This is a genomic window from Streptomyces globosus (assembly GCF_003325375.1).
GTDB lineage: Bacteria > Actinomycetota > Actinomycetes > Streptomycetales > Streptomycetaceae > Streptomyces > Streptomyces globosus_A.
This window is the reverse complement of record NZ_CP030862.1, coordinates 24,245-36,913: the sequence shown is the minus strand read 5'-3', so window position 1 is coordinate 36,913 and position 12,669 is coordinate 24,245. Positions and strand designations below refer to the sequence as shown.

At 72.0% G+C, this 12,669-nt stretch carries 9 protein-coding genes and 1 tRNA gene; 6 read left to right on the top strand and 4 right to left on the bottom strand.

All coding sequences use genetic code 11. The features are described 5' to 3' along the window. Positions 1-112: 112 nt before the first annotated feature. From C0216_RS00180 to C0216_RS00165, 4 genes are all read right to left on the bottom strand, one after another. Complete coding sequence (locus C0216_RS00180; protein WP_114053286.1) at positions 113-1,564, bottom strand: DUF2252 domain-containing protein; 1,452 nt, start codon at positions 1,562-1,564, stop codon at positions 113-115. 67 nt (positions 1,565-1,631) lie between these two features. Further along, complete coding sequence (locus C0216_RS00175; protein WP_114053285.1) at positions 1,632-2,291, bottom strand: response regulator; 660 nt, start codon at positions 2,289-2,291, stop codon at positions 1,632-1,634. An 8-nt stretch (positions 2,292-2,299) separates the two neighbouring features. Next, positions 2,300-3,973: a sensor histidine kinase gene (locus tag C0216_RS00170; protein WP_246042216.1), complete on the bottom strand. Its 1,674-nt coding sequence runs from the start codon at positions 3,971-3,973 to the stop codon at positions 2,300-2,302. A 145-nt stretch (positions 3,974-4,118) separates the two neighbouring features. After that, a tRNA-Leu gene (locus tag C0216_RS00165) sits at positions 4,119-4,201 on the bottom strand. Between the two features lie 293 nt (positions 4,202-4,494). Here C0216_RS00165 and C0216_RS00160 point away from each other — a divergent pair. The 6 genes from C0216_RS00160 (at position 4,495) to pknB (ending at position 12,583) form a co-directional block, all read left to right on the top strand. Continuing rightward, complete coding sequence (locus C0216_RS00160; protein WP_114053283.1) at positions 4,495-5,298, top strand: FhaA domain-containing protein; 804 nt, start codon at positions 4,495-4,497, stop codon at positions 5,296-5,298. Between the two features lie 10 nt (positions 5,299-5,308). Beyond that, positions 5,309-5,806: an FHA domain-containing protein FhaB/FipA gene (locus C0216_RS00155; protein WP_114053282.1), complete on the top strand. Its 498-nt coding sequence runs from the start codon at positions 5,309-5,311 to the stop codon at positions 5,804-5,806. A 144-nt stretch (positions 5,807-5,950) separates the two neighbouring features. After that, positions 5,951-7,411, top strand: a complete 1,461-nt coding sequence (locus C0216_RS00150; protein WP_114058353.1) for a PP2C family protein-serine/threonine phosphatase — start codon at positions 5,951-5,953, stop codon at positions 7,409-7,411. Between the two features lie 31 nt (positions 7,412-7,442). Further along, positions 7,443-8,867, top strand: a complete 1,425-nt coding sequence (locus tag C0216_RS00145) for an FtsW/RodA/SpoVE family cell cycle protein (RefSeq protein ID WP_114053281.1) — start codon at positions 7,443-7,445, stop codon at positions 8,865-8,867. After that, the gene (locus tag C0216_RS00140; RefSeq protein ID WP_114053280.1) at positions 8,864-10,330 is read left to right on the top strand and encodes a peptidoglycan D,D-transpeptidase FtsI family protein; all 1,467 of its coding nucleotides are present in this window, start codon (positions 8,864-8,866) and stop codon (positions 10,328-10,330) included. Before C0216_RS00145 ends, C0216_RS00140 begins: the two co-directional genes overlap by 4 nt. 237 nt (positions 10,331-10,567) lie before the next feature. Next, complete coding sequence (gene pknB, locus C0216_RS00130) at positions 10,568-12,583, top strand: Stk1 family PASTA domain-containing Ser/Thr kinase (RefSeq protein WP_114053279.1); 2,016 nt, start codon at positions 10,568-10,570, stop codon at positions 12,581-12,583. Positions 12,584-12,669 lie beyond the last annotated feature (86 nt).

The following is a 12,669-nucleotide window of genomic DNA, read 5'->3' as shown; positions in this document are numbered from 1 at the left end:
TAAGGCCGGTGCGCCCGGACCGATGTTTCACGTGGAACATCGGTCCGCGAACGTGACCCGGACGGACGCCGCACCGCCGGGGCACAGCCCGGCAGCGGCCGCGGCGCCCGCCTCAGACGCCGGACTCCGCGGCGATCCGCCCCGCCCGCACCGCCGCCACCAGGTCGGCGTGGTCGGCCTCGCTGCGGTCCGCGTAGGCCACCGCGAACGCGGCGACCGCCTCGTCCAGCTCGCCGTTCTTGCCGCAGTAGCCGGACAGCAGCCGCGGATCCGCCGTGTGCGTGTGCGCCCGGGCCAGCAGCGCGCCGGTCATCCGGCCGTAGTCGTCGAGCTGGGCCGCGGTCAGCGCCGCCGGGTCCACGCTCCCCTTGCGGTTGCGGAACTGCCGCACCTGGTACGGGCGCCCCTCCACGGTCGTCCACCCCAGCAGGATGTCGGACACCACCTGCATCCGCTTCTGCCCCGACACCACCCGCCGGCCCTCGTGCTCCTCGGCGCGGGCGGCGAATCCCACCTCCGGCAGGTGCGGCAGCAGCACCGACGGCCGCGCCTCCTTCACCTGGAGCACCAGCGCCTCGCCCCGGTGGTCCACCAGCAGGACCACGTACGAACGGGTGCCGACACTCCCGGTGCCCACGACCCGGAAGGCGACGTCGTGGATCGCGTACCGGGCCAGCAGCGGCAGCCGGTCGCCCTGGAGGGTCCGCAGGTAAGGGTCCAGCGACGACGCCACGGCGGCCGCCTCCGCGTCCCCGACCCGGCGCAGCACCGGGAGGGCGTCGACGAAGCGCCGGCCCCCGTCGGGGCCCTGCTCGGTCGACTTGGCGGCGAACCGGGCGGAGGTGTTGTTGCGGGCCTTCGCCATGACCCGCTGGAGCGTGCCCAGCAGGTCGCGGGCGTCGGTGTGCGAGACGAGCTCCTCGTCCGCGATGGCGTTCCACGCATCCAGCGCGGGCAGCTTCGCCAGCAGCCGCAGGGTGCGCCGGTAGGCGCCGACCGCGTCGAGGGCGGCCGCCCGGCAGGCGTCCTCGTCGGCGCCGGCCACCCGGCCCGCCAGGACGAGCGAGGTCGCCAGCCGCTTGAGGTCCCACTCCCACGGGCCGAAGACGGTCTCGTCGAAGTCGTTGAGGTCCATGACGAGCCCGCCGCGGGCGTCGCCGTACAGCCCGAAGTTCGCCGCGTGCGCGTCGCCGCAGATCTGGGCGCCGATCCCGGTCACCGGCCCGGCGGACAGGTCGTGCGCCATCAGCCCGGCCGCACCCCGCAGGAACGCGAACGGGTTCGCGGCCATCCGGCCCACCCGTATCGGCGTGAGCGCGGCCACCCGCCCGGCGTTGGACTCCTCCACGGCCTGCACCGCGTCGGGCCGTCCGGCGGGCGGCTCGAACCGGGCGTGCGCGGACCGCGGGACGCGCTCGCGCAGCGCCTTGCCGGCCTCCCTCGGCGAGCCCGCCTCGTGCCGCGGCGCGAAACCGCGGACGGCCGGGATCCGGCCGCCGTCCGCCGCCCCGAGCACCGATGCGGCCAGGCCCGCGCCCGCCGCGTACTGCTCCGCCACCGTCATCCGTGCCCCCGCCCCGACCGCCGCACTCCGCCGCGGTCCTGTTGCCTTCCGATGCCGGCGAACCTACCTACAGCCCGGCGTCCCTGGCCAGCAGGGCCGCCTGCACCCGGTTCTCGCAGCCCAGCTTCGACAGGATCCGGCTGACGTACGTCTTCACCGTCGCCTCGCTCATGTGGAGCCGCCGGCCGGCGTCCGCGTTGGACAGCCCCTCCCCGAGCAGCGCCAGGACCCCGCACTCCCGCTCGCTCAGCTCGGCGATCCGCCGCCGCGCCTCCTCGCTGCGGGCGGCGGCCCTGCCGGAGGCCAGCTGGTCGACGACGTGCCGGGTCGCCCCGGGCGAGAGGTAGGCGTCGCCCGCGGCGGCCGCCCGGACCGCGCCGATCAGCTCGCCCGGCGCCGAGTCCTTCAGCAGGAACCCGGCACTGCCCTGGCCGAGCGCCCGCAGCACGTTCTCCTTCTCCCCGAAGGTCGTCAGGACCAGCGCCCGCACCTCGGGGGCGGCCCGGCGCAGCTCGCCGAGCGCGGTCAGGCCGTCCATCACCGGCATCTGGATGTCCAGCAGCACCACATCGGGCGTGTGGGCGCGGGCGAGGTCCACCGCCTGCCGGCCGTCGGACGCCTCCGCCACGACCTCGATCGCCGGGTCCGAGGTCAGGATCATCCTGATCCCCGCCCGGATCAGCGGCTCGTCGTCAGCGATCACGACGCGGATCACCTTGGCTGTCACCCGTGCTCCTAGTGCTCGGCCTCGTACGACTGCTTGTCGACGAGCTTGCCGTCCTTGAAGCAGAACCGGAAAACCGTATCGGTTCCGAAGTCCGAGTCGTCGACCGACATCAGGGCCAGGCACTCCGAGCCCCCGGGCCGCGGCGGCCCCTTCCGGTCCAGGCCGTCCGTCAGGAAGCTGTCGCCGTCGGGCAGCCGGTCCCGCACCGACTGCTCGGAATCGCCGACGCGCACCCGGTCGTAGTCCGCCCGGCTGATCATCGCGTTGTTCGCCGACCCTATGAACAGGGCGATCATGGCCGCGAACACGATCAGGAGCGCCACCACGGCCGCCACCGCTATGCCGCAGCCCAGCGCGAGCCCCCCGGCCCGGCTGCGCCCCCGCACCGCCAGCTCCCGGTCGACGGCCGCCCAGTCCATCGGCGGCCCCCCGGCGAGCCCCCGCTCCTGCTGGCCGAAGTCGTCGGCGGCGTCCTCGGCCCCGGCCGGCTCGGCCCCGTACGGCAGCACGCCCGCGATCCGGAAGCCGCCGTCCCCGGTCGCCCCGGCGTGCACCATCCCGCCGACGAGCCGGGCCCGCTCCCGCAGGCCGGTCAGCCCCTGCCCGCCGGAGACCACCGCCCCGGCAGCCGCCGCGGGGGCCGGCCCGTTGGCGACCTCCACGACCAGGGAGTCGTCCTCGTAGCGCAGCTCGACCGCGATCGCCGCGCCCGGCGCATGCTTGTACGCGTTCGTCAGCGCCTCCTGCACGATCCGGTACGCGGCGTGGTCGCACGCCGCGGCCAGCGGCCGCGGCGTGCCCGCCGTGCCGAGCCGCACGTCGGTGCCGGCGCTGCGCGCCGCCTCGACGATCCCGGCGATGCCGGCGACCCCGCGGGCGGCGGGGTGCGCCTCCTCGACCGGGGCGGGCGCCTCCACGCCGTCGCGCAGGATGCCGACGGCCTCGCGCAGTTCGTGCATGGCCGACACCGAGGCCTGCCGCAGCACGCCGACGGCCTCACGCTGGCGGTCCGTGAGCTCCGGATCGACCTCCAGGGCGCCGGTGTGCACCGAGATCAGGGCGAGCTGGTGGCCCAGGCTGTCGTGCATGTCCTGGGCGATCCGCTGGCGTTCGCGCAGCCGGGCCTGCCCGGCGACCATCGCCCGCTCCCTCAGGAGCTGCCTGTTGCGCTCCTGCAGGGCCTGCAGCAGGGTCCGGCGCTGCGACCAGTACCGGCTGGCGAGGCCGGGCATCACGGTCGTCACCAGGAACATCAGCGTGGTGAACACGACGACCAGCAGCGGCCGCATCCCCGACCACTGTTCGAGGACGCCGAAGCCCACGGAGGCGAGGAAGGCGAGGACGAACGCCGCCAGGGCCCGCCCCGCCCCGACGATCCGCCGGCCCGCGGACCAGCCGAGCGGGAGGGTGACCAGCACCGTGCCCGGCAGGAACGGGCCGACGGCCGCTGCGGCGACGAGGGTCGCCGCGGGCAGCCGCCGGCGCAGCAGGACGAGCGGGAACACGGCCGCGGCACCGAGCGCCATGCGCACCGGACCGCCGCTGTCGAGCTCCTCCACCCCGAGGCCGAGCAGCGCGACGCCCGCGGCCAGCGCCAGGTCGGCCGCGAGCATCCGGCCGGTCCAGGGCTCGGGGCCCCGCAGCCACCGCAGGCCCGCACGTGTCTTCGCCGTCACATCCACGCGACGACCCTAGACACCCGAGCGGGCACGGGTCCGCCCTCTTTCGTCGCGTTCCGGCCGACGAAAGTCGGCCGCGTCACACGGAATTGGGGCCACGACGAAAGAACCCCCGGTGCGGATTTCTCCGAACCGGGGGTTCTGTCAGTGGGCGAGGGGGGATTTGAACCCCCACGTCCCGAAGGACACTGGCACCTGAAGCCAGCGCGTCTGCCGTTCCGCCACTCGCCCGAGCAGCGTCCCAGTGGTTCTTCCCTTTCGGTCCGTCCCCCTGGCGACGTCGAAACATTAGCACGTCATCGGGGCTGGATTCACATCGCTTTCCGGGGGCACCCGGGAGGCGACCCGGAACGCCCCTCCCGCACAGCGCACCGGGTGCGGGACACTGTCCCTTGCGCACCCCTACGATCCCTTGTGAGGACCAACACTCGTCCGCACAGGTCCCAGGGGGAACCACCCGAATCCGCCACGCGTGGATACGATCAGTAAGCAGTACAGGGCGACAGCGACGGAGGAGGTGCCCCATGGGAGTTCTGAAGCGGTTCGAGCAGCGACTCGAAGGTCTGGTGAACGGCACCTTCGCCAAGGTCTTCAAGTCCGAGGTCCAGCCCGTCGAGATCGCCGGCGCCCTCCAGCGGGAGTGCGACAACAACGCCACGATCTGGAACCGCGAGCGGACGGTCGTCCCCAACGACTTCATCGTGGAGCTGAGCACCGGCGACTACGAGCGCCTGAGCCCGTACTCGGGCCAGCTCGGCGACGAGCTCGCGGGCCTGGTCCGCGACTACGCCAAGCAGCAGCGCTACAGCTTCATGGGCCCGATCAAGGTCCACCTGGAGAAGGCAGAGGACCTGGACACCGGCCTCTACCGGGTCCGCAGCCGGACCCTGGCCGCCAGCACCTCGCAGCCCCAGGCCCCGCAGAACCAGCCGGGCGGCTACGGCTACCCGCCGGTCGCCGCGCCGCCCATGCCGGCCGGACCGCCGCCGGGCGCCCCCGGCCACCGGCCCGGCGCCCCGGCCGGGCCCGCCGCCCCCGGCGGCGGCCCGCGGCGCCACTGGATCGAGATCAACGGCACCCGCCACCAGATTTCCCGCCCGACGCTCGTACTCGGCCGAAGCACCGAGGCCGACGTGCGGATCGACGACCCCGGCGTCTCGCGCCGGCACTGCGAGATCCGGACCGGAACGCCCTCGACGATCCAGGATCTCGGGTCCACCAACGGCATCGTGGTGGACGGGCAGCACACCACCCGCGCTACGCTCCGCGACGGCTCGCGGATCGTCGTGGGCAGCACCACCATCATTTACCGGCAAGCCGAAGGGTGAAGCGGGGGCAATGTCAGAGCTGACCCTGACGGTCATGCGGTTGGGTTTCCTGGCCGTTCTGTGGCTGTTCGTCATCGTGGCCGTCCAGGTCATCCGCAGCGACCTCTTCGGTACGCGCGTCACGCAGCGCGGCTCGCGCCGCGGCAGCGGCTCCGCGCCGCAGGCGCCGGGCCGCCAGGCCGCCGGGCCCCCGCAGCAGCGCCAGCGCCGCGGCGCGCCCACCAAGCTCGTCGTCTCCGAGGGCACCCTGACCGGCACCACGGTCGCCCTGGCAGGCCAGACGATCACGCTGGGCCGGGCGCACGACTCCACCATCGTGCTGGACGACGACTACGCCTCCAGCCGCCATGCCAGGATCTACCCCGACCGTGACGGCCAGTGGATCGTCGAGGATCTCGGGTCCACGAACGGCACGTACCTCGACCGGACCCGGCTGACCACCCCGACGCCCATCCCGCCGGGCGCCCCGATCCGCATCGGCAAGACCGTCATCGAGCTGCGGAAGTAGTACGAGAATGAGCGAGCGGAGCGAGCGAGCCGCGGCAGTCCGTCCCGCCCGGGGCACGGACCCGAGCGCGCTCCCGACCGGAGGGTGGGCAGTGTGGCTCGAGACCGGCTGTACCCCGACGAGGCGTCGACAGGGCAGGTGCACATGAGTCTGTCCCTGCGGTTCGCCGCCGGATCCCACAAGGGCATGATCCGCGAGGGCAACGAGGACTCCGGGTACGCCGGCCCGCGCCTCCTCGCGGTCGCCGACGGCATGGGCGGCCAGGCCGCCGGCGAGGTCGCCAGCTCCGAGGTGATCTCCTCGCTCGTACAGCTCGACGACGACGTCCCGGGCTCCGACATCCTCACCTCCCTCGGCTCCGCCGTACAGCGCGCCAACGAGCAGCTGCGCATCATGGTCGAGGAGGACGCCCAGCTCGAAGGCATGGGCACCACGCTGACCGCCCTGCTGTGGACGGGCCAGCGGCTCGGCCTGGTCCACGTCGGCGACTCCCGCGCGTACCTGCTGCGCGACGGCGTCCTGACGCAGATCACACAGGACCACACCTGGGTGCAGCGCCTCGTCGACGAGGGCCGCATCACGGAAGAGGAAGCCACCACCCACCCGCAGCGCTCGCTGCTCATGCGGGCCCTGGGCAGCGGCGACACCGTCGAGCCCGACCTGTCGATCCGCGAGGTCCGGGCCGGCGACCGCTACCTGATCTGCTCCGACGGCCTCTCCGGCGTCGTCTCCCACCAGACCCTGGAGGAGACCCTCGCCGACTACCACGGCCCGCACGAGACGGTGCAGTCCCTGATCCAGCTCGCCCTGCGCGGCGGCGGACCGGACAACATCACCTGCATCGTCGCCGACGTCCTCGACACCGACAGCGGCGACACGCTCGCCGCCCAGCTGAACGACACCCCGGTCGTCGTCGGCGCGGTCGCCGAGAACCAGCACCAGCTCTTCGACGGCGGCGCCATGCAGACCCCCGCGGGCCGCGCCGCCGGCCTCGGCCGGCAGGCGCCCCCGCCCGCCGGCGCCTTCGGGCCGCCCGGCAGCGGCGACGTCCCCGGCTACGGCTACCCCGACCAGAGCCAGTCCGGGGGCGGGTACGGCAGCTTCGGCGACCCCGAACCCTACGACGACGGCGCCGCCTTCGACGACGGGTACGACAACCCCCGCAGGCGCCGCGGCAAAGGGCGCAAGTGGACCACTCGCACCCTGCTCCTGCTGCTCGTCGCCGGCGTCGTCGGCGGCGGCCTCTACGCGGCCCACCGCTGGACGCAGACGCAGTACTACATCGGCGTCAAGGGCGACCACGTGGCGCTCTTCCGCGGCATCAGCCAGAATCTGGGGCCGCTGGAGCTCTCCAAGGTGGAGACCGACCGCCCCGACATCGAACTGAAGTACCTGCCGCCCTTCAAGCGGAAGCTGGTGGAGGACACCATCGGCGAGGCCAGCCTCGACGGGGCCCGCAAGAAGGTCGATGAACTCGGCACCCAGGTCGCCGCGTGCAAGAAGGAAGAGGAGCGCCGCAAGGCCGAGGCGCAGAACAGCCCGACACCCGGTCCCAGCCTGACTCCCGAGGAGCAGCAGCTGGTCGGCCAGTGCCAGAAGCAGTAGACCCACGCGGGCACAGGGGGCCTGCCACACCATGAGCGTTGTCACCAACACGACCACCATCGGTGCCATCGAGCTGCCGAGCCGGCGGAACACCGAGCTCATGCTGCTCGTGTTCGCCGTGGTCATCCCGATCTTCGCCTACGCCAACGTGGGGCTCGCGATCCACGGCGAGCTGCCCCCGGGCATGCTCGCCTACGGGGGCGGCCTCGCCGTCCTGGCAGGCCTCGCCCACTTCGTCGTACGCCGCTACGCCAAGTACGCCGACCCGCTGCTGCTGCCGATCGCCACCCTGCTCAACGGCCTCGGCTGCGTGCTGATCTGGCGGCTCGACCAGTCGGAGCGGCTCCAGAACCTGGCCAAGCGGAGCTTCGGCGCGTTCTCGGAGTCGGCGCCGCGCCAGATGATGTACACCGCGGTGGCCATCGCCCTGTTCGCGGCGGTGCTGATGCTCCTGAAGGACCACCGCACGCTCCAGCGGTTCACGTACATCTCGATGGCGGCGGCGCTCGTCCTGCTGATCCTGCCGGTCATCCCGGGCCTCGGCGCGGACGTCTTCGGCGCGAAGATCTGGATCAGCGTCGCTGGCTTCTCCATCCAGCCCGGCGAGTTCGCCAAGATCGTCATCGCGGTCTTCTTCGCCGGCTACCTCATGGTCAAGCGCGACGCCCTGGCCCTGGCCTCCCGCCGCTTCATGGGCCTGTACCTGCCGCGCGGCCGCGACCTCGGCCCGATCCTGATGATCTGGGCGATGAGCCTGCTCATCCTCGTCTTCGAGAACGACCTCGGCACCTCGCTGCTCTTCTTCGGCATGTTCGTGATCATGCTGTACGTGGCGACCGAGCGGACCAGCTGGATCGTGATCGGCCTGCTGATGAGCGTCGGCGGCGCCGTCGTCGTCGGCACCTTCGCCAGCCACGTCCAGGCCCGCGTCAACGCCTGGCTCGACCCCTTCGGCTGCTACACCACCTCGGGCGCCTGCGAGCAGGTCGGCCAGTCGATCATGAGCTTCGGCTCCGGCGGCGTCCTCGGCACCGGCTGGGGCCAGGGCAACTCGGACCTCATCGGCTTCGCCGCGAACTCCGACTTCATCTTCTCCACGGTCGGCGAAGAGCTCGGGCTCTCCGGTGTGATGGCCTTCCTCCTGCTCTACGGCCTGATCATCGAGCGCGGTGTGCGCACCGCACTGGCCGCCCGCGACCCGTTCGGCAAGCTCTTCGCCATCGGCCTGTCCGGAGCCTTCTCGCTCCAGATCTTCGTGGTCGCAGGCGGCGTCATGGGACTCATCCCGCTGACCGGTATGACGATGCCCTTCCTCGCGTCCGGCGGTTCGTCCGTCCTCGCCAACTGGGCCCTGATCGGCATCCTCATCCGGATCAGCGACACCGCGCGCCGCCCCGCGCCCGCCCCCGCGCCGTCCCCCGACTCCGAGATGACCCAGGTGGTCCGCCCGTCATGAACAAGCCGCTGCGCCGCATCTCGATCTTCTGCGGACTGCTGGTCCTCGCCCTGCTCGTGCGCACGAACTGGCTGCAGTACGTGCAGGCCGAGGAGCTCAGCACCCGCAAGGAGAACCGCCGGGTCCAGATCGCCCAGTACGCGATCCAGCGCGGCAACATCATCGTCAAGGGCGGTCAGGCGATCACCGGCTCGACGGCCACCGACGGCAGCGACTACAAGTACAAGCGGACCTACGTCAACGGCGAGCTGTGGGCGCCGGTCACCGGCTACGCCTCGCAGGCCTTCGGGTCCACGCAGCTGGAGGCCCTGGAGGACAAGATCCTCACGGGCAACGACGACCGGCTGTTCTTCGACCGCACCATCGGCATGTTCACCGGCGAGAAGAAGGCCGGCGGCAACGTCGTCACCACGCTCATGCCGGACGTGCAGGAAGCCGCCTTCAAGGCGCTCGGCAACAACAAGGGCGCGGTCGCGGCCATCGACCCGCGCACCGGCGCGATCCTGGCCCTGGTCAGCACCCCGTCGTACGACCCCGGCAGCTTCGCGGGCAACTCCAAGGCGGACGAGAAGGCCTGGGTCGAGCTGAAGGACGGCGAGGACAAGAAGCTCGTCAACCGCGCCCTGCGCGAGACGTACCCGCCCGGCTCCACGTTCAAGGTCGTCACCGCGGCCGCCGCGCTGGAGCACGGCGTCGTGAAGGACGTCAACGAGCCGACGGACACCCCGGAGCCGTACATCCTGCCGGGCACCCGGACCCCGATGGTCAACCACGCCCAGGGCTGCGAGAAGGCCAGCCTCCTCGCGGCGATGCGCGTCTCCTGCAACTCGGTCTTCGCCAACCTCGGCGACAAGGTCGGCCGCGACAACATGGTCGAGACGGCCGAGAAGTTCGGCTTCAACAACGACAAGATCGACACCCCGGTCCGCGCCTTCGCGAGCGTCTACGACAAGACGATGAACCGCGACGGCAACGCCCAGAGCTCCATCGGCCAGTTCAACACCGCGGCCACCCCGCTGCAGATGGCCATGGTGACCGCCGCCATCGCCAACGACGGCAAGCTGATGAAGCCGTACATGGTCGACCAGCTGACCGCGCCCAACCTCGACGTGGTCGAGAAGCACGAGCCGCAGGAGATGAGCCGCCCGCTCTCCGCCGCGAACGCGCAGAAGATCCAGCAGACGATGGTCGACGTCGTCGAGAACGGCACCGGAAAGTCCGCGAAGATCAAGGGCGTCACGGTCGGCGGCAAGACCGGCACCGCGCAGCACGGCGAGGGCAACAAGAAGCGCCCCTACGCCTGGTTCATCTCCTACGTCCAGAACCCGGACGGAACCTCCCCGGTCGCCGTCGCCGTCGTCATCGAGGACAGCAATGCCGACCGCGAGGACATCAGCGGCGGCGGCCTGGCCGCCCCGGTCGCCAAGGCCGTCATGGACGCGGTCCTGAAGAGCAAGATCTGACGGACGCGGTGCACCGGCGGACGGCACGGACAATGGAACGACCGCGGCGGGGCGCGAGGGCCGCCGCGGGGGACCGGGCCGCCGGCGGCGCCGCCGGGCGAGCGCACTGTACCGGTCCGGTATCAGGCTGTGGCCGCCAACCGATCACCGACGATCGGCCGGTAGCCTTTGCGCGGACAGCACACCGCCGGACCACACACGGGTGCGGTCGGGACTGACGGAGAGGGCTGGAACGTTATGGAAGAGCCGCGTCGCCTCGGCGGCCGGTACGAGCTGAGCCACGTGCTCGGCCGCGGTGGCATGGCCGAGGTCTACCTCGCCCACGACACCCGGCTCGGCCGTACCGTCGCCGTCAAGACCCTGCGCGCCGACCTGGCCCGAGACCCGTCCTTCCAGGCCCGGTTCCGGCGCGAGGCCCAGTCGGCAGCCTCGCTCAACCACCCGGCGATCGTCGCGGTCTACGACACCGGCGAGGACTACGTCGACAACATCTCCATCCCGTACATCGTGATGGAGTACGTCGACGGCTCGACCCTGCGCGAGCTCCTGCACTCCGGCCGCAAGCTGCTGCCCGAGCGCACGCTGGAGATGACGATCGGCATCCTCCAGGCACTGGAGTACTCGCACCGCGCCGGCATCGTCCACCGCGACATCAAGCCCGCCAACGTCATGCTCACCCGGACCGGCCAGGTCAAGGTCATGGACTTCGGCATCGCCCGCGCCATGGGCGACTCGGGCATGACCATGACCCAGACCGCGGCCGTCATCGGCACCGCCCAGTACCTCTCCCCGGAGCAGGCCAAGGGCGAGCAGGTCGACGCGCGCTCCGACCTCTACTCCGCGGGCTGCCTGCTGTACGAGCTGCTGTGCGTGCGGCCCCCGTTCATCGGCGACTCGCCCGTGGCGGTCGCCTACCAGCACGTCCGCGAAGAGCCCCAGCCGCCGTCGAACTTCGACCCCGAGATCACGCCCGAGATGGACGCGATCGTGCTGAAGGCGCTCGTCAAGGACCCCGACTACCGCTACCAGTCGGCCGACGAGATGCGCGCCGACATCGAGGCCTGCCTGGAGGGCCAGCCGGTCGCCGCCGCCGCGACGATGGGCGCGGCCGGCTACGGCTACCCCGACCCGAACCACGCGTACGGTCCGCAGGGCTACGACCAGCCGACCACCGCCATGCGCCCGGCCGACGCCGGCCAGACGTCGATGATGCCGCCGATGCCCCCGGGCGGCGACGGCGGCTACTACCCGGACCAGGGCCCCGGCTACGACCAGGGGCACGGCCGCGGCCGGCAGCAGAAGAAGAGCCGGGCCTCGACCATCCTGCTGGTCACGGCGGGAATACTGGTGCTGGTCGGGGCGACCCTGATCGGCCGCTCCCTCTTCAGCGGCGGGGTCGACAACCGGCCCGCCGTGCCCAAGCTGGTCGGCCAGACCTTCGACGCGGCGCAGCGCAGCGCCGACAACGTCGGCCTCAAGGTGGAGAAGGCGGGCGACGAGCCCTGTGCGGACCAGCCCAAGGGCAACGTCTGCAAGCAGGACCCGGCGCCCGACACCCGTGTCGACGAGGGCACTGTGGTCAAGCTGACGATCTCCGCGGGCGCTCCGCTCCAGTCCCTGCCCGACGTCCTCAACATGCCGTTCGAGGAGGCGGAGAAGGCGCTCAGGGACAAGAAGTTCCAGGTCGAGAAGAAGCTCCAGGAGTCCGAGCGGACCCCCGGCACCGTCCTGGAGCAGAGCCCGAAGCCCGGCGCACAGGCCCAGCAGGGCTCGACGGTCACCCTGACGGTGGCGAAGGAGCCGGCGAAGTCCGAGATGCCGAACATCATGGGCAAGACCCGCGAGGAAGCGACCAAGCTGCTCAACGCCGCCAAGCTGAAGCTGGGCAGCACGACCGAGGTCGACTCGCCGGGCGCCGCGCCGAAGACCATCGTCCAGCAGCAGTACCCGGCCGGGGAGCAGCTGGCCCCGGGGACGACGGTCAACGTGCAGATCAGCAAAGGAGCACAGCCGACCCAGGTCCCGAACCTCGCCGGACGGACCCTCGAACAGGCCAAGCAAGAACTCGCGGCGCGGGGACTGACCTTCGGCCGGGTGCTGTCGGGTCCGACGGACGACAAGGCGCAGGTCGTCGGCTCCGACCCGAACGCCGGCTCGCCCGTCCAGACCGGCGCCACGGTGAACCTGTTCACCATGCCCGGCGGCAACCAGCAGGGCGGCGGCTTCTTCGGAGGCCTGACCGGCGGCCGCTGACCGGCACCCGGCCCCCGAAGAGGCCCGGCCCCTCCCCCGCGGGAGGGGCCGGGCCTCTTCCGTGCGCGCCGGACGGCGCCGGCGGC